The organism is Streptomyces sp. NPDC055013 (assembly GCF_053608645.1).
Genome location: NZ_JBSGVW010000036.1, coordinates 57,936 through 81,365, shown reverse-complemented (window position 1 = coordinate 81,365; position 23,430 = coordinate 57,936). Strand labels below are relative to the sequence as shown.

The window sequence follows — 23,430 nt, the reverse complement described above, 5'->3', positions numbered from 1 at the left end:
GGGCAGATACACCCCATCTTGCCGGATCGCCACCCCTCGGGGGAAACGGGTATGGGCGGGGGGCGCTGACCTGCGGTTTCGCTGTTGGCGGCTCTGGCTCGGCTGTCAACGTCGGTCGCCGCCGGTCGGCCTCGGGCACCCTCGCACGGCCCAGGGACGGCCCAAGAAATGATCACTCGGCAGACGTCCGCCACTCATCCAGCCTGACCCTCACCTGATAACCGCGGCTGTGCCAGAAGACTTCGCCCTCCACGGAGGCCCCCAGAGCGGGTAGATCCATCCCTGGCGGCATGGCCGAGATCTCGGCCAGCGCCACGACGACGGGCACACCTTCTATACGTATGAAGACGCCAAAGGGCTGTCGGCCAATGACCTCTCCAGTTATGTGGGTCCCCACCGGTAGAGCTGCGACCGTCGCCGCCCAGCTCCCGATGACTACGTCTGCGTCCGGCAGGTCCGGGCCCGTGGGCCATGCGTACTCATCCATCCACAGATCATGACGCAGTGAGCGACAGGGGCTTGGGAGGCGCTTGGCGCGCGAGACGGGCACGGACGCTGACCTACGCAGACGGTTCATGCGGTCGCTTCGGTTGTCGGCGTCGACACACATTCGACTGCGGTGTCAGGGAAGGACGCGCTTCACTTGTGTCGTGGAACTCATCGAGGGACCCGTCGACTGGAGCCCGGCGCTGCATGCCGCCGGCACCCGATCCCGCATGCAGCGCTGTGCGTGGGGCTCTCCATGCACACGTGAAGCACGCTGGAGCGTGCGGGTCAAGGACAAGGGCGGTGAGAGCTGGTGGGCTGTCTGCGAGGAGCACCGTGCTTCGTCGACGGTCTTGAATGCGGACTCTCGGTGACCGACGGTCCGTACGGCCACAACTGATCATCGGCGGCCCTGGCCTGCGGCCGACTACTCGATCATGTGAGCACCGCATTAGAAGTTTGATCCCTCGGCCTGCCTGAGGGGCTCGGCGCTCTTGCCAGCCCCCTGTAGTTGCCGACCAAGGCTGCCTGCGGGCGTTGCCGTTGATGGCAGCTGGTGATGTCAGGTTCGATGCATCGATGAAGCGCGTTGAGGCAGAACTGCTCAGTCGCTGCAGGCGAACTTTACAAGTCCACCGTCCCCCTTCTAATTAGGTCCGCTACTTGAGAGCCTTGATTGCCGAATTTATGAATTCAGTAAATTGATCGGCGCCATTTTCTTTGTGCTGGATGGCTGCTTGATGCACTTGGCTTGTATCGTTTTGGGCGTCTGCGGCACGATGCCAAGCCTCCATCCCTTCCACCCAGCTTTCCATCGTCTCGTTTAATTCGCTGCACACCTCCTCGACCTTACGCGGACCTTCGAGAGCGATTATTGTTGAGAGGCGGTCCGCTTCGTCAACATGTGTGCGCATATTCTCAATTTTAGACTTGGCCAAGTTGAGATCGGGCGGGACCGCCTCGAGTAGGCGTTCCGCTTCGATCGCGCAATCGTATGCGCGTTCTGCGGCCGTCGCGAACGCTCCATACGTGTCTCGTCGACTCTGTCGCCGCCAGTGTCCTCGTTCAGCGTTCGATTGATGTAGCCCCGCAAGCATCGTTGCCGCTATCGCCCCAGCCACACCAACAACAGCACCTAACACGGCAGCCAGACCTTGATCCATGGGTCAATTTTTGCATTCTGGCACTGAGGATGTAGGTCGTGTTGCAGATTTGCTTTGCCAGCTGGCGCGTTGCCCATTCTGGGTGATCTCGATTGCGGCCCCACGGCTGACGTTGCTGGAGAGACGCGGAGTCTCTTGGGTGGGCCACGACCATGAGCGATCTTGAAAACCGTCGTGGCAGCGATGTCACCGTGGGTTCAAATCCCACACCCACCGCAGGTGAACGGCCCCTGACCAGGCAACTTGGTCGGGGGCCGCTTCCATGTTCGCGCACTGTGATCGCCCGGTGTTCCCCGAGGTTCCCTGCTCGATCGGGCACGGGGGGGCACACTTCTAGTCGTCGAGCCATGGGCCCCGGGTGATCTGTTTGTGAAGTCGCTCGTCGAGGCAGCTCAGGTGGGCCCAGACGAACTGCGTGCTCTGTTCTCCGGCCCGCGTGATCTCCAATGTGACGCCATCACCGGAAGGGCCGATGTCGGTGGTTTCCATACAGAACGCGCAGCTCACTCGGTCCTCGATTCTCATCTGGTGAATGTAGCCCGAGGCGTGCAGATTGAGTTCGGTGGAGGGGCTTGGACTGGAGCTGCTACAGGTCACCGACCTGCCGGCCTCCGCCGACCACCCACCCCAGCTCCCATCCCGTCTGCCGTCGACCCACACACCGTGGAGCGGGCGTGGTTCAGGGCGTCCAGGTGGAGCGCGCCACTGTACGAACGACCTGGACGCCCTGGGCCGCGTCTGCTCGGCTCTGCCTGGGTCGATGGCAGACGGGATGGGAGCTCCCCGCGCACGCCACAACTCGGCCGGCACTCGCGAACGGCGCCCCCTCCATCCTGGAGCCTGAGCGCCCCCGCCGGAGGCACTGCTTTGACCGTAGGCCGCTCCATGCGGTGATCGACTCATGGCCACCGGCCCTATCCACATGTGGGCGCGCGTCGGCGGCGGCAGCGCCGAGCGGGCCGAAGGCAGGAGCGCGGGCGCAGCCGGGGCTTGACCGCCGCATCGGCGAACTCTCCGAACTCAACCGACACCAAGTCCCCGACCACACCCGCCGCTTGATCGAAGCCTGCAAGCTGCTCGATCCGCTCTACCCCGACCGCCGTATCTGGGCCTGGGCCCACATGCTCGGCTTCCGCGGCCACTTCTCCTCCAAGTCCCGCCGCTACTCGACCACCCTCGGCGAACTCCGCCAGGCCCGCGCCGACTTCCGAGCCGCACAGGAACGCCAAGCCCTCGGCCTGGACGACGTCGAGCCGGACACCGTCCTCGTCCTGGCCGACTGGCAGTACGCCGGACACGGCCACACTCCCGGCGAATCCGCCCTCGCTGCCACCATCGCCCGCGACCTCCAACACAACCGCGAAACCGCCCGCGAAGCCCTACGCGACCAGTCCGCCGACGAAAGGGAGTGGTGACATGACCACCGAGCTGCCAAGCCGCTTCCTGACCCCCCACGACCTGGTGGACATGTTCGAACTGCCCAGCGTCGAGACCGTCTACCAATGGCGCCGCAAGCGCACCGGCCCCCGCGGCTTCCGCGTCGGCCGGCACCTGCGCTTCGACCCCAACGACGTACGCGCCTGGGTGGACTCCAAGATCGGGGAGGCCGCCTGATGGCCGGACACGTCCAAGACCGCTGGTTCCGGGCCGAGGTCGGACCGGACGGCAAGACCCGCAAGGTCAAGACTGATCGTCACGGCCTCGGCATGCGCTACCGGGCTCGGTACGTCGCCCCCGATGGCACCGAGAAGTCGAAGAGCTTCCCCGACAAGCAGAAGCGTCTGGCCGACGCCTGGCTGACCAATACTGAAGCTGACATGGCGCGCGGGCAGTACATCGACCCGAGGGCAGCCCGCGTCACCTTCCGCGAGTACACGGAACGATGGATCGCTGCTCTCACAATCGACCTCACGAGTCGGGCCGCCGTGGAAGGTCGGCTCCGTCTTCACGCCCTGCCGTACCTCGGCACTCGCCCAATCGGCTCGTTCCAGCCTGAGCACATCCGCGACTGGAACCGCCAGCTGGAAGAGGCGGTGTCCTCTGCCCAGTACCGGCGCCTCATCTTCGACGCGGTCTCCTCCGTGCTCAACGCGGCCGTTGATGACCGCCTGCTGGCCTCGAACCCTTGCCGGGCCCGCTCGGTCAAGGCGCCTCGTCCCGTGCCGACCCGCGTGCATCCGTGGACTGCTGAGCAGGTCTTCGTCGTGCGGACTGGCTTGCCCGAGCGCTACCAAGCGATGGTCGACCTGGGCGCCGGGTGCGGGCTGCGACAAGGCGAGATTCTCGGCCTAGCCGTCGACAACATCGGGGACCTCGGCTGGCTGTATGTGCGCCAGCAGGTCAAGAAGGTTCGCGGCACGCTCGTCTTTGCTCCGCCTAAGCGCGGCAAGCTGCGCGATGTGCCTCTCGACGCCGAGGTATCAGCCGCACTGCAGGAGCACATGAAGCAGTTCCCACCGGTCGAAGTGACATTGCCCTGGCTGACGCCAACCGGCCCGAAGGTCACGCATCGGCTCCTCTTCACGAGCAGCATCGGCGCCGCCATCTGGAGCCAAGGGTTCAACGACCAGTCCTGGAAACCCGCATTGGCATCGGCCGGCATCATCCCCGCCCCCGAGAAGGGGCAGCGCTACGCGGCGGCCCGCGAGCACGGGATGCACGCCCTGAGGCACTTTTACGCCTCGGTCCTCCTGGACGCCGGGGAGAACATCAAGGCTTTGAGTCTCTACCTCGGTCACGGCGATCCGGGGTTCACGCTCCGCGTCTACACGCATCTCATGCCGTCCAGCGAGACCCGGACGCGGAATGCCATCTCCGCGATGTACCGGGCCGCCGGTTACGCTCACGACGGCCCAGAGACGGCCCAGGCTGCCTGAGACGGCCCCTCATCGGCGCGAAACCTGCTGGTGAGGGGCCCTTTCATGCCCTCTCGCGGCAAGTAACACCCCATCTTGCCGGATCGCCACCCCTGGGGGAAACCCGTATCGCCGACGGGCCCTGACCTGGGCTTCCGCCGCCGAAGATCCTGTGGGCCGGGCGTCGGCCTGCCCGGCCGGGCTGACAGGAGCTCAGCGGGAGGTGCCGGTGGCGCAGTTGCCGAGGTGTGGTGGGTTCGGGCGTCCGCCTGGGCGCACCCCGGTGCTGATTCCGGCGTGCCGTCGGGACATATAGGAATTCTTCACATTAACCTCCCGTAACTGTACGAAGTCGATCTCTTACGGATCGCACCCACCACACTCCATCGGAGATGACATGCACAACCTTCGCAAGGCTGCCGTCATGGCCGTCGCCATCGGCACCGTCGGACTCCTGGGCGCCGGCACCGCCACCGCCGACGGCCACGGCGGCAAGGGCGGGGACAAGGTCAGCGTCCTGCAGAGCTCGAACTGCAAGTCGCACGACCTGAACCTCGACGTCCTCGGCCAGGTCGGCATTCTCAACGGCGCGCTGGGCAACGCGCTCAACGGCGAGGGCGACACGGGCGCGCAGGCCACCCACATCGGCTCGACCATGGGCTGCGACAACAGCGCCTGGTAGACCGCGTTCCGAGATGGGGCTTCTCGCCACGTCTCGTGCCGTAACTCTGGCGGGTGCGCATCGGTGCCCAGGGCGAGACCTACCGGTGGAGTACGGGCCGCGACAGACGGCCCATGGGTTGTTCCGCCGACGGCAGCGCACCCCCAGGCCCCCCGTGAACCAGTCAGGGGCTTGATCCAGCAAAGTGGATCAAGCCCCTGATCTGGTGTTCTGCCGACCGCGCCCGCAGGCGCCGACCAGTCGGCCTGCCTGCCGGCCTCAGTCCTGTGTCGGCAGCTGCTTCTTCCGTACGACGATCAGCGCCGCGCCGCCGATGACGACCAGGCCGATGGCGACGCCCGTGATCAGGGGGGTCAGCGCGGAGCCGCCGGTCGCGGCGAGGTTGGTGTCGTCGGCAGCCGTACCGACCGTGGCGGGGCTCGGCTCGGCGAGGGTCTGGGTCAAGGCGCCCGCCGCCTCGGCCTCGCCCATCTGCGTCATGCAGTCCAGCACTCCGGTGAACCGCTTCTCGAAGCCGCCCGGCCCCTGGATGGTGAAGTCGTACGCCTGGTCCTCCTGCAGCGGGACCGTCACCGTCCGTGACTCGCCCGCCGGAATGCTGTGCTCGACCCCGAGCAGCTCGAAGGTGAACGCCTCGGTGCCCTCGTTGGCGGCGGTGATGTCGACGCCGCCCTTGTCGCAGTTCTCCGCGGCGGACAGCGCGGGTATCGCACCGGTCTTCGCCCAGCTGGCGCTCGCCGTCGCCGAGACGGTCGACTCGCTTGAGCCGGCCAGGATCTGCGTCTGACTGCGGCTCTCGGCGGCGAAGGCGCGCCCCACCGGCACGGTGGTCGAGGCCTGCACGATCAGCTCGGCCTGCCCGGCCGCGGCGTTCTCGGGAACCTCGAAGAACACCTGCCCGCCGTCGACCGCGGACGTCACGGCCCTGCCGTCCTCGTCCACGATCCGCACCCCACTGGTGGCGGCGTCCGCCGGGGGCGTCAGCGTCACGCCGTCCGCGTCGGTGTGCACCGTCACCGGACCGAGCCGCTCACCGGGGTGGCCGGAGACCGCGGGCGGGTCGAGCCGCAGGGACGCCTCGGGCTCCGCCACACCCCGCGCGCTCTTCTCCAGGTAGTCCGCGAGCTGCTCGGCCTGCGGGTCGACGGCGTCGACGTCCGCACCGTCCGAGTAGCGCCAGATGGCCACCTGCGTACCGGCCGCCGCGTCCTGCTCGGTGAGGCCGCCCTTGACGCCCGCCTTGCCCGCGAGGGCGGCGAGATCGTTCACCTGAGGGTAGGAGTTCTGCAGGATCCAGCGGATCTTGCCCGCGTCCCTGTTGGCACCCAGCGAGGTGCCACTCCAGGGCGTCTCGTGATACTTGGCGTCGCGCTGCGTGGGGTTGTGGATGTCGACGCAGTACGTCTGCAGCATGCCGCCGCCGTCGACGGACATCTCGAACAGGCCGGCCGAGATCTCCTGGTCACCGGTGTCGGCGTGGACGACAGCGCCGCCGTAGGTCTTGAGGCCACCTATCGTCGCGGTCGCCCCGCCCTGGCTCCAGGCCGCCCCGTCGGCCGCGGCCGTGCCGGCACCGGCCACCACCGAGGCGGCGACGAGCCCGGACACCAGGGTCGAGGCGGCCAGTCGAGCCGCCCCGCGCCCGCGCACCGACAGCGCAGAGAACGCAGCAAACACAGAATTCCCCTTCGAGCAGGACCCGTTGGCGTGGGGGGCACGGTCCCACCAGCAGAAGCTTCAAGCCCCAAGAGCTATGTCCGGCATCCTAGGTACGCGGCGCACCACGCTTCCCTGTGATCCCGTCGGAGGGCCGATCCGACTCGGAATCGTTATCGCCAAGATCCCTTGCGAGCAGGGCTTATCGACAAATCCACCGGGGTCGTTCGGAGCACATTCGCCGATAAGCCGCACTTCGGTCAGCCTCTGCAGGTGACTGACGTCACGTCACTGCCACCGGTTCCTGGGCCTGTTGGACGTCGGCGTCGGCGGGTGGTGTCTCCCACTCGGGCTCGGGCGGCGCGGATGCGGATGCGGATGCGGATGCGGATGCGGAGAAAGCGGCTGACGCTGTGGCTCCTGCCTCCGGCCTGAGGGTGCGCCGGAAGGCCGACGTACCGCGCGCGAGGTCGTGGCCGATGGCCGTCGCGTCGATGTCGGCCGAGGTCCAGCTCTGTCCCTCGCGCACGTCCGAGCGCACCTTCAGCCGGCCCTGCACCACCACGGGATCGCCCACGTTCAGCGACCCGGCGGCGTTCGTCGCGAGCTGTCGGTTGGCCCACACCGTGAAGAAGTTGGTGTGCCCGTCGGTCCACTCGTTCTTCCCGCGGTCCAGGTAGCGCGAGGTCACCGCCAGCCGGAAGCGCGCGGACGGTCCCGTCGTCAGCTCCCGGTACACCGGCTGTGTCGCCACGTTGCCCACCGCGCAGATGGTCGTCTCGTTCATCTCGGTCCCTCCCCTCGCCCGGCTTCTCCCGCCGGGCGGATACGCGTACGGGCCCGTCCCGTACGGCTGCGTCCGACCGTCCTCGCGATCGCCGCGAAGCCAGACTGCCGCCGTCGGGACGAGCCCGTTGAGCCCTGTGGATCACCGCCCGCCTGTGGATAACCGCGCCACCCGAACGGGTGAGCGCCGCACCCACGGGGCCCGTGGGCCCCACGGACACGTCGAGGACGCCCGCCCCGACCACAGTCCTCGCGGCTCAGGTCACCTCCCGGCGGACCCCACCCCCATGACCCGCCCGTACTGCTCACGGACCTCCCGGTACCGCAGCAGCTCCGAGGCCACGGGATCCAGCACCCGGGCCCGACCGCACCCGGCCGCCGCCTCCCGCAACCGCCGTTCCGCCTCCAGGCCGTACCGCCGGGCCGGAGCCCGGGCAGCCATCCGGCAGCCCCACTCGACGAGCGGGCCGCCGACGATGCCGGCCATCATCAGCAGCACCGGTACGCCCAGGTTGGGCGCCATCACCCCGACGATCTGCCCCACCAGCCAGAGTCCGCCCATGACCTGAAGGATCGTCATGGACGCCTGCACCAGAACGGCCGCCGGCCACCAGCCCGGCCGCGGCGGCCGCCCGGGCGGCAGTCCGGCCCGCGCGGCCAGCTCGTCGAGCGCCTCGGGCAGCCCCTGAGCGCCCCGTACGGCCGACTCGCGCACCGCCTGCGCCCACGGTGTGGGCAGCCCGGCCGACGCCCGGTCGGCGACCGTACGCACCGCCTGCTCGACGCGCTGCCGCGCGGTGGCCTCCTCGTCCGCCTGGGTCCGCACGGACAGGCGTCCCGTCGGGGGCTCGCCCCGGTCCTGGTACCAGCGCCACAGCCGCAGCCAGGGCGTCCCGCACGCGCGGTTGGCGTTGCGCAGCCATGCCCGCTCGGCGGCCTCGCCCGCGGCGGTGGCGCCGATCGCGTCCGCGAGCCGCGCGGAGAACTCGTCCCGCGCCTCCTCGCTGAGCCCGGTCCGCCGCCGCGCCGCGTACACGGGCCGCAGCCGCCATCCGGCGGCGTCCACGTCGGCCGAGATCCGGCGCGCGGCCGACCCGCGTTCCGCGACGAACTGGCCGAGCGCCTCGCGCAGTTCACCGACGCCCTCCCCCGTGAGAGCGGACAGCGCGAGCACGACGGCACCCGGTTCGCCGTGCTCGCCCAGCGCGATGCCGTCCTCGTCGAGCAGCCGCCGCAAGTCGTCGAGGACCTGGTCGGTGGCTTCCCCGGGCAGCCGGTCGACCTGGTTGAGGACGACGAACATGATCTCGGCGTGTCCCGCCATCGGCCGCAGATAGCGCTCGTGCAGGACCGCGTCGGCGTACTTCTCGGGGTCGACCACCCAGATGACCGCGTCGACGAGCGCCAGGACGCGGTCGACCTGCTCGCGGTGCTGCACGGCGGCCGAGTCGTGGTCGGGCAGGTCGACCAGGACGAGCCCGCGCAGCTGCCCGTCCGCGGCTGCGTTCTGCGCGGGACGCCGCCGCAGCCGCGGTGGGATGCCGAGCCGCTCGATGAGGCCGACCGCGCCGTCGCTCCAGCTGCAGGCCAGAGGCGAGGCGGTCGTGGGCCGTCGTACGCCCGTCTCCGAGATGGTCACCCCGGCGAGCGCGTTGAACAGCTGCGACTTGCCGCTGCCCGTGGCGCCCGCGATGGCGACGACGGTGTGCTGCCCGGAGAGCCTGCGCCGCGCCGCCGCCTCGTCGAGCACGCGGCCCGCCTCGGAGAGCGTCTTGTTGTCGAGCCGGGGGCGCGAGAGCCCGACCAGTTCACGCAGCGCGTCGAGCCGGGACCGCAACGCCCCGTCGTACGCGAGCGGCGTCACGACCTGCGCCCCGGACGCGCGGGGTTCCACGACGGGGGGTTGTTCCGGACCAGCGTTCTCATTCACACGCCTTGCGATCAGCCCGTCGTCCCAGGGGGTCGCCGAGTCCGTACCGGAGGAGGAGTCCGCGCGTGCGGCGTCCGACCGCGCGGAGGAGTCCACCCGAGAGGCGGAATCCGTACGAGGGGCGGGGTGCGTACGCGCGGAGGAATCCGTCCGGGACGGGGGCTCCGCGCGGGACGAGGGCTCCGTACGCGCGGAGGAATCCTTGCGTACGGGGGAATCCTTGCGTACGGAGGCACCGCCGCCCTTACGGCCGTCCGGGTCGGAGGCACCGCCACGCGCGGGCGTGTCACCGTCCCTGCGGCCGCCGGCGTCACGGCCACCCTCACGCGCGGGCGCCTCACCGCCCTCACGGCCGGCGGAGGCGGAGGCGGAGGCGGGGGCATCCTCCCGCGCGGGCGGGCCGCTCTCCTTGCGGCCGCCGGAGTCGGGGGCGCTCCCACGCGCGGGCGCGTCAACGTCCTTACGCCCCCCGGGCTCGGGGACACTCACCCGCATCTGTGCCTCACCATCCTCACGGCCGCCGGAGTCGAGGGCCCCCTCACGCGCGGGCGTGTCACTGTCCGTCAAGTCCTCCACGCGCGCGTGGCCGTCGTCCGCCCGGCCATCCCACTTAGCGAGCTTCCTCCAGAGCATGCTTCGGTTCTCCGGCTCCTCGACGGCTGCGGAACCATCGCCCTCGCCGGGCGCTCCCGCCACGTGATCGCCCTCCACGGGGAGGCGGTTCCCGGAAGCGCCCTCCAGCGGGACCTTCCCCGGGGTGTCGTTCTCGCGCACGGCGTTCCTCGTGGCGCCGTCCCCCTGCTGATCGGCGTGTTCCGTGTGGTCCTGGTCAGTGACGGCAGTCACCGGTCACCTCTCCTTCTGCAGTACGGACAGCGCGGCGATGAGTTCGGCCTGGGGTTCCGGATGGACCTCCAGGGCGTCGAGCGGGGCGAGCCGTCGCTCGCGTTCGTTGTGCATGACCCGGTCCAGGTGCTCGGTGAGGAGCCGCCCGGCCCGGTCGCGCAGCCGCAGCGCGCCGTGCGCGCCGATCCGCTCGGCGAGCCCCTCCCCCGCCGACCGCGCCCGGCGTCCACCCAGCAGCGCGGTGGCGACGAGGGCGGTGACGACTTCGGAATCGGGGGCGACGCTGCGGTCGAGGACGCTCACTTCGTCCTCCGCGTACTCCTCGAGCTCCCTGCGCCAGCGCCGTACGGCCATGCCGATGCGGTGTTCGACGCTCGCCGGGCGCGGGTCGCGGTCCGTCAGTTCCGGAGCAGCGGCCGCCGGTTCGCGCCGCCAGACGTCGTCGACGCGCTCGTCGGCGGCGGTGACGGCGCACAGCAGGAGGGTGCTCAGGCTCTCCACGAGCGACTCGAGCAGCTCGCCGGCGGAGCAGTCGAGCGGGAAGGCGCGCCAGCGCTTCAGCGCGTCGCCGGCGAGCACGGCACCGGCCTGCAGTCGGCTCCGTACGCGCGCGTACTCGCTGTCGTACGCGCTGTCCACGGCGCTGGTGAGCCGTAGCGCTGCCGCGTACTGGGCGGCGGCGGCGTTCGCCAGCTCGGGCATGCGGACCTTGAGCGAGTCGAGCAGACCGTTGGCCGTCCGGATGATGGCGTGTTCCCGTGCCCCCGGGTCCTGGGCCTGCTGGCTGAGCCAGGTGCGCAGCGGCGCCACCGCCGTGGCCGGCAGCAGCCCGCCGCCCCAGGCCGACTCGGGCAGTTCGGGCACGGTGAAGCGGGGGACGTGGCCGAGGCCGGCCTTGGTGAGGAGCGCGCCGTACTGCCGGGACACCTCGGAGACGACCTGATGCGGAACCCTGTCCAGAACGGTCACCAGGGTGGCGTCGTACTCCTTGGCGGTGCGCAGCAGATGCCAGGGGACGGCGTCGGCGTACCGGGCGGCCGTCGTGACCATCACCCAGATGTCGGCCGCGCAGATCAGTTGGGCCGCGAGGACACGGTTGTCCGCGATCAGGGAGTCGATGTCGGGCGCGTCGAGGAGGGCGAGCCCGGGTGGCAGCGTGTCGGCGGTCTCGAGCCGCAGCACACGCGCGGAATCGTCGCCCGGCGCCATCAGTTCCTCCGCCGGATCCTGCTCGGGCATCCACACGCGCGTGAGGTCGGGCAGCACCCTCACCCCGCTGAACCAGTGATGGTCGTCCGGATGACAGACCAGCACGGGATTTCGCGTGGTCGGGCGCAGCACTCCCGCCTCGGTCACGCGCCGGCCCACGATCGAGTTGACGAGCGTCGACTTGCCTGCCCCGGTGGATCCGCCCACCACGGCAAGCAACGGCGCTTCGGGCTCTCTCAAGCGGGGCACCAAATAATCGTCGAGCTGTGCGAGCAGTTCGTCGCGGTTGGCACGCGCGCGTGGCGCCCCCGCCAGGGGCAGCGGAAAGCGTGCGGCCGCGACACGGTCGCGCAGGGCGGAAAGTGCGTCGAGCAGCTGAGGCCGTACGTCCAAGGTCACCACATGCGAAGAATGCCCAATTTTAGGGGAATTCTGAAGCATATGAGCACGTCTGCGCGCCGACGGGACACAAGGGATGGAAGGGACGACTGGGACACAGGCATAGTCCAGGCATAACGAGTGCACAACACCCGGGGCGCGGGAGGCCAAAAGCGGTGCACGATTCGTACCTGCCTGCGATTATCAGGACCGCTTCACCGAACCTCCACATCGAGCCACGGAGGCGAAGCAACAGGGACACGGACGCGGGAGCCCTATCCTTGTCCCCGGCAACGTCACGGATCAGCCCACACCCGGGCGCACCACGACCGAGGCCACCACAACCGGCCCCCGTAGCTCAGTGGATAGAGCAGGCGCCTTCTAAGCGCTTGGCCGCAGGTTCGAGTCCTGCCGGGGGCGCCCAGTCTCCGCCCTCCTTCGGGAGGGCGTTTTTGCTGTTCAGGGTGCATGTCAGCTGTTACGGCGATGCCCCGGACGCCCTCTTTGTGATCAAAGGAAGGCTCCGGGGCTGCCCGGCTGTCACCGGGTTTTCGCGGGTGGCCGCGTCGAATGAGTGTCGAACTTCCGGGCCTCGGCGTCAGCCGGTGGGCGGCCGCTCGGGGAGATCTCCGGCAGCCTCGAGCCGCCTCTGCAGATCGGGCAGCCGGCCCTCGACGCATCGGGCGTAAGTCGCCAGGAGTACGGCAAAACTCTTCCCGGCCCACCCGGCCACCTGGATGGGCGGGATCCCGTCGTTCAGCCACCTCGTCAGGCGCGTGTTCCGGTGTCGTAGACGCGCCGTCCGGTGGGTGACTCAACGATGTGCAGAGGCAGCACAACCTTGCGGGCGTTGCGCCACGCTCGACGGATGACGGAACCGGCGAGGATGCCGCCCGCCCCCCGCCTTGGAACAGCAGGTCACCCGGCTGGAGCTGTTCGCCCTCGATGTGCTGCCGCGGGACGCGCGTGAGGGCAGGATGCCCTCACGCGCGGTACGCGTCTCGGCCTCGGCCCTGCCGGCCCGAACTCATGGGCCGTCCGAGGTCGCTCAACAGCCAACGAGGCAGCAGCTCCCATGCCGTTAACTGGCCATCAGTTCCGCGGCGGTATCGTCAGGCTCAATCAGACATGGTCGGGTAGTCCGAGGGATCTGCGCTTCCCCGCTGTCGACCCCGCGCAGCTACCGAAAGAACCGTGATGCTTCACCGGCCTGCTTCTGCAGCCTCGGCCTCCGCACCTGTCCTCAACCGGCCGTCGGTCACACGTGGGCATTCCCGGGGCGGGTTGTGGGCCGTCATCATGCTCTGGTGCCTGACGCGCCTGTGGCTTGTCCCCACTGCGTTGGGGGTCAACGCGTTCACGGGCCATGGCCGCCTCGACCCGTCCGTCGACAAGGTGTACCGCGGCTGGTACGAGGTTCTGAGCAACGGGTCCTTCCCTCTGCACGACGTCACGTGGCAGTACCCGCCCGGTGCGGCTCTGGCCGTCCTTGCCCCCGCGCTGGTCCCGGGGCTCGATTACGGACGCGCCTTCATCGCGCTGACCGCTCTCTGCGACGTCCTCATCTTTGCCATGCTGCTCTGTGCGGCACGAGTGGCCGGACGCGGTCTCGCCGGTGCCTGGCTCTGGACCGTGGGGCTGGCAGCGCTCAGCACCATGCCCTGGAATCGTTTCGATCTGCTCGTCACTGGGTTGGCCATGACCGCGCTCGTGGTGGCGTCCAACCAACGCGCTTGGTCCGACCGGGCATTCGGCGTGCTCGTTGCGCTGGGCTCGCTGGTCAAGGTGTGGCCGGCGCTGCTGCTGATCGGCACTCGCAAGGGACGCTGCACGCGAAGAGTCTGGGTTGCCGCGGCGCTCACCACGCTCGCGGTCACCGCTTCCTTCGTGTTCACCATGCCGAACGCCTTCTCCTTCCTCTCCGGCCAGAAGTCCCGCGGCATCCAGATCGAGTCCGTCGGAGCCTTGCCCTTTCATCTCGCCCGCCATCTGGGCTGGAGCGGAACCTGGGCGGCCAAGGATGGCTCGCACGAGTTCGTCGGACCGTACGTCGAGGGCGTCAGCCTCATCATGCAGGCACTGACCGTCCTGGCCTTGGGCTGGCTTTTGTACTGGCGCCAACGCTCGGACCTCGGCATTCCCTACGCCCTGCCCGACGCCGCCCTGACAGCCACCCTCCTCTTCGTCGTCACGAGCCGCGTGATCAGCCCGCAGTACATGGTGTGGCTGATCGGACTGGCGGCCGTCTGCCTGCTGCGCCCCGACACCACCCAGCGCCCTGTCGCCTTCCTCCTGCTCGCGGCCTGCCTGCTCACGACCTTGGACTTCCCGCTGCTCTACCGCGAACTCCGCGACGACGGTGCCCCTTTGGCCATTGCCAACCTGTACGCCCGCAACCTGCTGCTGGTCGCGGCAGCAGTGCTGTCGGGACTACGGCTGTGGCGCGCGACTGCGCTCCGACCGATTGATCGCGGGCTCCCGGGCTGAGAACTGTGACGCTGCGCGGTGAGGGAACTCAAGTACCTGACACCTGACCGCCATCACTGCATGGTTCCGTTCCTCCTCCTCAGCCCAGTTGCTCGGCCAGGCCGACGATGATGCTCTCCGGGCCGCGGAGGTAGCAGAGCAGGTAGCTGTCCTCGAACCGGGCGATCTCGCCGAGCAGTTCGGCACCGTGCGGGCGCAGGCGGGCAACGGTGGCCTCGATGTCGTCGACGGCGAACATGACGCGGTGCGTGCCCAGCACGTTGTGCGGCCGGTTGCGCGGCCCGTCGCTGATCGCGGCGGGGCTGCGGTACTTCGCCAGTTCGAGCCGGCTGTGGCCGTCGGGGGTCCGGACCATCGCGATGTCGCAGCGGACGCCGTCGAGTCCGGTGCACCGGTCGGCGACGGGGCCCTCGACCTGCGCCCTGCCCTCCAGCTCCATACCGAGTTCCACGAAGAACGCGATGGCGGCATCCATGTCGTCGACGACGATGCCGACGTTGTCCATCCGCTGAATCGCCATGGTGGTTTCTCCTTCTTCCTCGTACGGCCGGTGGTGGCCGCTGATGTCCCTGGGACGGAGCCGGTGGCACGTTCTCGACATCCGTAGACCGCCGAGCTCCAAAAAACTCGACCGCGCCTCGGATCAGATTCCTCCGGATGCACCGGCCCACCGCCGGGGCGCGATCCAGCGCGCTCGGCGTCCGTGGAGCAGCAGGTCAGGAGGGGTGTGTCGACGTTCGGCGATATTCACGGGGCGCGGGCGGGTCGAGGAGTCCTTCCCGGTGGCGCTCGATGTGTCACGGCCGATTCCCGCCGCACGCCGCAACCCCGGATCCCCGGCGGTCCCGCCACCTATAGGGGCCAGATAGGCGGCGCCGGAATCCTCCGCTCGGAGCGTCGCGCCGTCACGGGGCCGGCGACTCCGCTGTGGTCCGCACTGGGTACACCGTTCTGGGAGCGTGAGTCGGTTGGCACTTTCCGAGGTTCGAAACGATGTCCGCCTGCCGGTCACCGCCGCTCAACTCGGCGTGTGGGTGGCTCAGCGGCTGGAACCGGAGAGCCCGCTGTACCAGTGCGCCGTTCATTTCGACTCCGTCGCCCTGGACATCGAGGTGCTGCGCCGGGCCGTGATCCGCGCGGTGGCCGAGACCGACACGCTGCGGTCCCGGTTCGGTGACGACGGCGAGGTGTTCCAGATCGTCCGCGCCCAGGTGGACGCCACGGTGGACCTGGTGGACCTGCGGGCCGAGGCCGACCCGGAGGCCGCCGCCCGCGCCTGGATGGACCGCGATCTGGCCACCGTCGCCGACCTGGAAGCCGGTCCCCTGTTCCGGCACGCCCTGCTGGTTCTCTCGGACGAGCGGCACTTCTTCTACCTGCGCTACCACCACATCGTCCTCGACGGCTTCGGGCAGACCCGCTACCTGGACCGTCTGGCCCGTGTCTACACCGCCCTGGCCGCCGGTGAGGAGCCTGCCCAGGCCCGCCGCCGCGGGCTCGACGAGCTCGTGTCCGAGGAGCGCGCCTACCACGACTCCCCGCACCACACGAGCGATCGCGACTTCCTCCTCGGTCGCCTCGCCGGGGCCGAGGAGCGCCAGAGCCTCGCCGACGGTGCGGCCGGCCCGGCCCCCCGCGCCCTGCGCCGCCACACCGACCTGCCGAGTGAGCTGACCGGCACGCTCACCTCGGTCGGGCACTGGCCGGCCGTGATCGCCGCCGCCACCGCCGTCTACCACCACCGGATGCTCTCCGTCGACGACGTCGTCCTGGGCATCCCGGTGGCCGCCCGCCGCACCCCGGCCGCGCTGGCCACCCCGTCGATGCTCGCCAACGACCTGCCGCTGCGCGTCACCGTCACCCCCGACACCACGTTCGCCGACCTGGTCGGCACGGTCCGCGCCGAACTGGGCGCGCTGCTGCGGGCGCAGCGCTTCCGCCGTGAGGAACTGCACCAGGCCCGTGACCTCACCGGCACCGATGCCGCGCTGTTCGGCACAGCCGTCAACGCCATGTCGTTCGACGCCCGGGTCCGCTTCGGCGACGCACTCGCCACCCCCCGTCAGTTGTCCAACGGGCCCGTGGCCGATCTCGCGGTGGCCACCTACGGCGACCCCGCCGACGGCGAGGTCCGCCTGGAGTTCGCGGCCAACCCCGAGCTGTACCCGGAGGATGAACTCCGCGCCCACCAGGAGCGGTTCCTGACTCTGCTCGCCTCGCTGGCCGCCGCCCCCGGTGCTCCTGTCGGCCGTGCCGAACTGCTCGACCCCGCGACCGCCGACCGGCTGCTGCACGCCCCCAACGACACCGCCGGCCAGGTGCCCGGCGGCCTCGTCGAGCTGTTCGAGCGGCAGGCCGCCGCGCGTCCCGACGCCGTGGCGCTGCGCGCCGACGAGACGCTCACCTACGCCGAGTTGGACGCCCGCGCCAACCGGCTCGCCCACCGGCTGGCGGCGCTTGGCGTCGGCCCCGAGCGGCTCGTCGGGGTGGCGCTGCCGCGTACCGCCGGTCTGGTCGTGACCCTTCTCGCCGTGCTCAAGACCGGCGGCGCCTATCTGCCCATCGACCCCGAACACCCCGCCGACCGCCGTGCGATGATCCTCGGGGACGCGGGCCCGGAGCTGCTCGTCACCACCTCCGGCACCGAGGTCCCGGACGGGGTGCCCGCCCTGCTGCTCGAGTCGGTGGACTGGTCCGCCGGCGACCCGAGCCCGCTCGGCCGCCCGCAGGACGGCCGGTCCACCGCGTACGTCATCTACACCTCCGGCTCCACCGGCCGTCCCAAGGGCGTGGCCCTGGAGCGGGCCGCCATGGACAACTTCCTGGCCGCGATGGGCCGTGCGGTACCGGTCGGGCCCGAGGACCGGCTGCTCGCCGTCACCACCGTGAGCTTCGACATCGCCGTACTGGAGATCTTCCAGCCGCTGCTGGCGGGTGCCGGCGTGGTGCTCGCGAGCCGTGACGAGGTGCTCGACCCGGACGCCCTGCGGACCGTCGTCGAGCGCGAGGCGATCACCGTCGTCCAGGCCACCCCCAGCCTGTGGCAGCCGCTGATCGAGACCCGTCCGGAGGTCTTCGCCGGGGTGCGCGTGCTGACCGGCGGTGAGGCCCTGCCGCAGTCCCTGGCCGGCCTGCTGGCCGAGCACGCCGCGAGCGTCACCAACATGTACGGACCCACCGAGACCACCGTCTGGTCGATGACCGCGCCGGTCGAACGGGACGGCGGGCCGGTGCAGCTCGGCGCCCCGGTCCTCAACACCCAGGTGTACGTGCTCGACTCGGCGCTGCGCCCGGTCCCGGCCGGCTACGGCGGCGAGCTGTACATCGCCGGCGACGGGGTGGCCCGCGGCTACCGGGGCCGTCCCGGCCTGAGTGCCGAGCGGTTCGTAGCGGACCCGTACGGTCCGGCCGGCACCCGGATGTACCGCACCGGCGACCTGGTGCGGGTCGAGCCGGACGGCGGGTTCACCTTCCTGTCCCGCCTGGACCACCAGGTCAAGGTGCGCGGCTTCCGTATCGAACTGGGCGACATCGAGGCCGCGTTGCTCGCCCACCCGCCGGTCGAGCGGGCCGCCGTGCTGATGCGCGAGGACCGGCCCGGCGACAAGCGTCTGGTGGCCTACGTCGTCTCCCCGGAGGGCGACTCCCCGGCCCTGCGCGCCCACCTCGCCGAGCGCCTGCCCGAGTACATGATTCCCGGCGCCGTCGTGGTCCTGGACGCGCTGCCGCTGACGCCGAACGGCAAGCTGGACCGGCGCGCCCTACCCGCGCCCGTACGGGTCTCCCTGCCCGACGGGCGGGCCCCGCGCACCGAGCTGGAAGAGCGGCTGTGCGCCCTGTACGCGGAGGTCCTCGGTCTGGACTCCGTCACCGTCGACGACGACTTCTTCACCCTCGGCGGCACCTCCCTCTCGGCCACCCGCGTCGTCTCCCGCGCCGCCCGCGAGGGCGTCGCCGTGGCGATACGCGACCTGTTCCGGGCCCGCACCGTCGCCCGCCTCGCCCCCTCCTGCACGCCGGGTGACCGGGCCGGCGACGAGGCGCCGGTCGCGGCGCTGCCCGCGCCGCTGCCGGACGCCGAACTGGCCGCGCTGTTCGCCGACTCCGAGGTCGAGGACGTGCTGCCGCTGACGCCGCTCCAGGAAGGCCTGGTGGTGCACAGCCTCACCGCCGGCCGGGGCGACGACGTCTACACCGTCCGCATCGGTCTCGACCTGGCCGGCGAGGTGGACGTGGAGCGGCTGCGCGCCGCCCTCGACACCGTCGTGGCCCGCCACCCCGTGCTGCGTTCGGGGATCGCCCACGAGGAGGTGAGCCGGCCGGTGCTCGTGGTGCGCCGCCGGGCCGCCGTGCCGTGGCGCGTCCACGACCTGCGGGGACGTGCGGACGCCGTCGACGCGGTGCTGCGCGCCGAGGCCGACGAGCCCTTCGACCTCGCGTCCGCGCCGCTGCTGCGCGCGGCCCTGCTGCGCCTCGACGACGGGCACCGGCTCGTGGTGACCTGCCACCACCTGGTCCTCGACGGCTGGTCGGTGCCGATCCTGCTCGGCGAGACCTTGCGCGCCTACGGCGGCGGCCCGGCCGGCCCGGAGCCGCGGCCCTACCGCGACCACCTCGGCTGGCTGGCCGGCCGCGACCACGAGCGCTCCGCCGCCGTGTGGGGCGAAGCCCTCGCCGGGGTCCGTCCGACCCTCGTGGGCAGGTCCGGTGCTGCCCCTGCGCGGGATGCCGTACGGCTCGAAAGCGCCTTGGACGCCGCGACCACCACGCGGCTGGAGCGCACGGCACGCGCGCTCGGTGTCACCGTCAACAGCCTGGTGCAGGCCGCCTGGTCGGTCGCGTTGCGTGAGCTGACCGGTCAGGACGACGTGGTGTTCGGCATCACCGTGGCGGGCCGCCCCGCCGAAGTGCCGGGCGTCGACGGGATGGCCGGGCTCTTCGTCAACACCGTACCGCTGCGGTCCCGTCCGGGCTCCGGCCGCACCCTGGCCGAGGTGGCCCGCGCCGTCCAGGACGACCAGGCCGACCTCCTCGCGCACCAGTACCTGCCGCTCGTCGAGGTGCAGCGGGCAGCCGGCGTCGCCGGTCTCTTCGACACCCTCGTCGCCTTCCAGAACTATCCGGTGGACCGGGACACGCTGGACGCCGTGGCCCGGGAGAGCGGCCTGGTGGCCGGCGCCGCCGATGTCACCGACGTCAACCACTACCCGCTCACCCTCACCGCCGTGCCGGGCGAGCGGCTGGCGGCCCGGCTCACCTGCCGCCCACACCTGTTCGAGCCGGCCGCCGCCCAGGCCCTCCTCGACCGGTTCAACGACACCCTCGCCCGCCTCGCCGTCGCCCCCGGCACGTCGGTCGGCGAGCTGGTGCCCGACCGTGAGCCGGTCGCCGGTGAGGACCGGGGCGCCCTGGCCGAGCTGCGCGGCTTCCGGTTCGACCCGGCCGAGGTCGAGGCCGCGCTCACGGCCCATCCCGACGTGGTGCGCGCCGCGGCCGTGGTCCGCGAGGACACTCCCGGCGAGCGCCGCCTCGTCGGCTACGTGGTGCCGCGCCGGGGTGCCATCACCGACCCGTCGGCCCTGCGGGACGCCGTGGCCGCGGCCCTGCCGGACTACATGGTCCCGTCCGTCCTGGTCACCCTGGACACCCTGCCGCCGGCTCCCGGCGGCGGGATCGACCGGCGCGCGCTGCCCGTTCCGGTGATCGCCGGGGCAGCCGCCGCACGGGGGCCGCGGACCCCGCTGCAGGAGCTGCTGTGCGCGCTCTACGCGGAGGTGCTCGGCCTCGACACGGTCGGCGTCGACGAGGACTTCTTCGCGCTCGGCGGCGACAGCATCCTCGGCTTCAGGCTCCTCAGCCGGGCCCGGGCCCGTGGCGTCTCGTTCGGCTTCCGCGACATGTTCGAACGGCGCACGGTGGCTGCACTGGCCGAGGTGTGCTCCGCGTACGAGCCGACGGCCGAGCCCCGGCAGATCACGCTGCCCGTCTCCGCCGAGGAGGCCGAGCGGCTGACCGCCGAGCCCGGTGTGGAGGCCGTACTGCCGCTCTCGCCGAACCAGCAGGGTCTGCTCTTCCACCATGCCTTCGACGACACCGACGCCGACCCGTACACGCTGCAGGTCGTCCTCGGCTTCGCCGCTGCGGTGGACCCGGCGCGGCTCGGCGCCGCCCTGGACCGGGTGCTCGGCCGGCACGAGGCACTGCGCGCCGGTTTCCGCACCACCGAGGACCAGCGATCGGTGCAGTTGGTGCACGCGGCACCGAGCGTGCCGGTGCGAGAGGTGGCCGTCGCCGACGATGCCGCGTTCGCCGCGCTTCTGGACGAGGACCGGGCCACCCGCTTCGACCTGGCCCGCCCGCCGCTGGTTCGGGCGGCGGCGGTGCGCCGCGCCGACGGCACCGGGGCCGTCGTACTGACGATGCATCACATCGTCGTGGACGGCTGGTCGTTGCCGATCGTCGCCCGCGATCTGTTCACCGAGTACGGCGCCGCAGACCCGGGCGCCGTACAGGACGACGGAGTTTTTGGCGCCGTAGAGGACGCCGGAGAGCCGGCCCGCTACCGTGACCACCTCGCCTGGCTCGACGGCTCCGACACCGAGGCCTCGCTCAAGGTGTGGCGGGCTGCGCTCGCCGAGGTGACCGAGCCCTCGCGGGTCGCCACGGAGCAGGGTGCCCGGGTTCTTGAGCCGGTCCGGCAGGACCATCTGCTGACCGCGCAGGAGACTGCGGGCCTCGCCACCGCGGCCCGTCGGCACGGCGTCACCGTCAGCACCCTGGTGCAGGCCGCCTGGGCGATCGTGCTGCGCGGTCTGACCGGCCGCGACGAGGCGCTGTTCGGTGTCACCGTGGCCGGCCGCCCGGCCGAGCTGCCGGGCGCGGGCGACCTGGTGGGCCTGTTCATCAACACCGTGCCCCTGTCGGTACGGCTCGACCCGGGTGAGAGCCTGGGCGACCTCGCCGTCCGGCTCGGCCGTGAGCAGTCCGCGCTGCTCGACCACCACCACGTCGCCCTCGGCGACATCCAGCGCGCCCTGGGCATGGGCGAGCTCTTCGACACTCTGCTCAGTTTCGAGAACTATCCGCTGGACCTGGCGGCCATCACCGCCTCCGCGCGGGCCGCCGGGCTCGAGCTGGCCGACGCCCGGGTCCGCGACGGCAGCCACTTCGCCATCAGCGTCGTCGTCGAGCCCGGCGAACGGATGCGGCTGCGGGTGCGCCACCAGCCGCAGTTGGTGACCGAGGAGATCGCGCTGGCCGCCAGTGCGGAGCTGCTCGCGACCCTGCAAGCCTTCGCCGACGCGCCCGAGACGCCGCTCGGCCGTATCGCCAGGACCGACGAGGCGGCGCTCACGGAGCGTGTCCAGGAGCGGCCGACCACGACCCTTCCGGAGCTGTTCGCGGCGCAGGCGGCCCGTACTCCGGACGCCCCGGCCGTGCTTTCCGCCGGCGAGACTCTCACGTACCGGCAACTCGACCGCCGCTCCAACGCCCTGGCCGCCGAGCTGATCGAGCGCGGCGCCGGCCCCGGCCGCCTGGTCGCGGTGATGCTGCCGCGCTCGGTCGACCTGCTGGTCGCGCTGCTCGGCGTCCTCAAGTCCGGTGCCGCCTATGTGCCGGTCGACCCGGCCTACCCGGCGGAGCGGATCGCGGTCATCCTCCAGGACAGCGCGCCGGCGCTGGCCGTCACCACCGACCCGGACCTCGTGCCCGAGGGTCTCGCCACCGTACGGCCCACCGCGGCCGAGGCCGACGCGGTGGACGGCACTCCCCGCCCCGAGGACGCCGCATACGTCATCTTCACCTCGGGCTCCACCGGCCGGCCCAAGGGCGTGCTGGTGGAACACCGGGCGCTGGGCGCCTACTTGAGCCGGGCCGCCGAGGCCTACCCGGACGCGGCGGGCGTCGCCCTCGCGCACACCTCGGTGTCGTTCGACCTCACCGTCACCTGCCTGTACACCCCGCTGGTCGCGGGCGGCCAGGTGCACCTGGCCGAACTGCCGGACGCGATCGGGGCCGGACGCCCCACCTTCCTCAAGGGCACGCCCAGCCACCTGCGGCTCCTCGACACGCTGCCCGAGGAGGTGTCCCCGTCCGGGACGCTGGTGCTCGGCGGCGAGGCGCTGCGCGGCGACATGCTCGCCGGCTGGCGGGCCGCGCACCCCGAGGCGACCGTGATCAACGCCTACGGTCCGACCGAGGCGACCGTCAACGTCATGGAGTACCGGATCGAGCCGGGGCAGCCGCTGCCCGACGGCCCGGTCCCGGTCGGCCGGTCCTTCCCGTACGCCCGGGTGCACCTGCTCGACAGCGGTCTGCGGCCGGTGCGGCCCGGTGCCCGGGGCGAGCTGTACCTCGCCGGCGAGGGGCTGGCGCGCGGCTACCTCGGTCTGCCCGGCCAGACCTCGCACCGGTTCGTGGCCGACCCGTTCGGCCCGGCCGGCAGCCGGATGTACCGCACCGGTGACCTGGCCCGGCTGCGCCCGGACGGCGCCATCGAGTATCTGGGCCGGGTGGACGACCAGGTCAAGGTGCGCGGCTTCCGCATCGAGCTGGGCGAGGTGGAGGCGGCGGCCGAGGCCGTGCCCGGCGTGACGCGTGCCGCGGCGGCCGTCCGCGGCGCCGCGGGTGAAGCCCGCCTGGTCGGCTACCTGGTGGCGCCCGAGGGCGTGGACACCGCCGGCGTCGCGGCGCGGATGCGCGCGACGCTTCCCGAGTACATGGTGCCTGCCGCCTTCGTGGTCCTCGACGAGCTGCCGCTGACCCCCAACGGCAAGGTGGACCGGGCGGCCCTGCCCGAGCCCGCCGTCACCGCCGGCACGGCGACCCGTACGGCCTCCGGCGACCTGGAGGAGTGCCTGCTCGGCCTGTTCCGGCAGGTGCTGGGCCGCGAGGACGTCGGCGTGGACGACGACTTCTTCGCACTCGGCGGCGACAGCATCATGTCCATCC

General features: G+C 71.1%; 13 protein-coding genes, 1 tRNA gene and 1 pseudogene. 7 read left to right on the top strand and 8 right to left on the bottom strand.

Annotated features, from left to right (window positions below; genetic code table 11):
• Nucleotides 1-172: 172 nt before the first annotated feature.
• From ACWGDB_RS33560 to ACWGDB_RS33550, 3 genes are all read right to left on the bottom strand, one after another.
• On the bottom strand, nt 173-487 hold the full coding sequence (locus ACWGDB_RS33560) for a hypothetical protein (protein ID WP_453825909.1): 315 nt from the start codon (nt 485-487) through the stop codon (nt 173-175).
• Nucleotides 488-1,145: 658 nt separating this feature from the next.
• A complete protein-coding gene (locus ACWGDB_RS33555) occupies nt 1,146-1,649 on the bottom strand; it encodes a hypothetical protein (RefSeq protein ID WP_383614234.1) in 504 nt (167 codons plus the stop codon).
• A 333-nt stretch (nt 1,650-1,982) separates the two neighbouring features.
• Nucleotides 1,983-2,174, bottom strand: coding sequence for a hypothetical protein (locus tag ACWGDB_RS33550; RefSeq protein WP_383614237.1), 192 nt, complete (start codon nt 2,172-2,174; stop codon nt 1,983-1,985).
• Between the two features lie 464 nt (nt 2,175-2,638).
• On the opposite strand from ACWGDB_RS33550, the pseudogene repSA reads away from it, so the two are divergent.
• The 4 genes and pseudogenes from repSA to ACWGDB_RS33530 form a co-directional block, all read left to right on the top strand.
• Nucleotides 2,639-3,064: pseudogene (repSA, locus tag ACWGDB_RS33545) on the top strand (replication initiator protein RepSA); the annotation flags it as partial.
• Between the two features lies 1 nt (nt 3,065).
• Entirely contained in the window at nt 3,066-3,263 is a 198-nt protein-coding gene (locus ACWGDB_RS33540; RefSeq protein ID WP_453825908.1) for a helix-turn-helix transcriptional regulator, read from the top strand.
• Nucleotides 3,263-4,525, top strand: coding sequence for a tyrosine-type recombinase/integrase (locus tag ACWGDB_RS33535; RefSeq protein WP_453825907.1), 1,263 nt, complete (start codon nt 3,263-3,265; stop codon nt 4,523-4,525). Before ACWGDB_RS33540 ends, ACWGDB_RS33535 begins: the two co-directional genes overlap by 1 nt.
• Nucleotides 4,526-4,901: 376 nt before the next feature.
• Nucleotides 4,902-5,186 (top strand): hypothetical protein, encoded by a 285-nt coding sequence (locus tag ACWGDB_RS33530; RefSeq protein WP_369271104.1) that lies wholly within the window; start codon nt 4,902-4,904, stop codon nt 5,184-5,186.
• A 258-nt stretch (nt 5,187-5,444) separates the two neighbouring features.
• Here ACWGDB_RS33530 and ACWGDB_RS33525 read toward each other — a convergent pair whose 3' ends face one another.
• The 4 genes from ACWGDB_RS33525 to ACWGDB_RS33510 all read right to left on the bottom strand — a co-directional run bounded on the left by ACWGDB_RS33525 (nt 5,445) and on the right by ACWGDB_RS33510 (nt 12,015).
• Nucleotides 5,445-6,863, bottom strand: coding sequence for a Cys-Gln thioester bond-forming surface protein (locus ACWGDB_RS33525; RefSeq protein WP_453825906.1), 1,419 nt, complete (start codon nt 6,861-6,863; stop codon nt 5,445-5,447).
• 262 nt (nt 6,864-7,125) lie between these two features.
• A complete protein-coding gene (locus ACWGDB_RS33520; protein WP_453825905.1) occupies nt 7,126-7,629 on the bottom strand; it encodes a single-stranded DNA-binding protein in 504 nt (167 codons plus the stop codon).
• Nucleotides 7,630-7,890: 261 nt separating this feature from the next.
• Nucleotides 7,891-10,053: a GTPase gene (locus ACWGDB_RS33515; protein WP_453825922.1), complete on the bottom strand. Its 2,163-nt coding sequence runs from the start codon at nt 10,051-10,053 to the stop codon at nt 7,891-7,893.
• A 354-nt stretch (nt 10,054-10,407) separates the two neighbouring features.
• Complete coding sequence (locus ACWGDB_RS33510; RefSeq protein WP_453825904.1) at nt 10,408-12,015, bottom strand: dynamin family protein; 1,608 nt, start codon at nt 12,013-12,015, stop codon at nt 10,408-10,410.
• Nucleotides 12,016-12,338: 323 nt separating this feature from the next.
• Here ACWGDB_RS33510 and ACWGDB_RS33505 point away from each other — a divergent pair.
• Nucleotides 12,339-12,411 (top strand) — tRNA-Arg (locus ACWGDB_RS33505).
• 879 nt (nt 12,412-13,290) lie between these two features.
• Entirely contained in the window at nt 13,291-14,478 is a 1,188-nt protein-coding gene (locus ACWGDB_RS33500) for a glycosyltransferase 87 family protein (protein ID WP_453825903.1), read from the top strand.
• Nucleotides 14,479-14,557: 79 nt separating this feature from the next.
• Here the strand turns inward: ACWGDB_RS33500 and ACWGDB_RS33495 are convergent, their stop codons facing one another.
• Complete coding sequence (locus ACWGDB_RS33495) at nt 14,558-14,998, bottom strand: VOC family protein (RefSeq protein WP_453825902.1); 441 nt, start codon at nt 14,996-14,998, stop codon at nt 14,558-14,560.
• Between the two features lie 448 nt (nt 14,999-15,446).
• Here ACWGDB_RS33495 and ACWGDB_RS33490 point away from each other — a divergent pair.
• Nucleotides 15,447-23,430: amino acid adenylation domain-containing protein (locus tag ACWGDB_RS33490; protein WP_453825901.1), on the top strand; the 7,984-nt coding region annotated here is incomplete at its 3' end.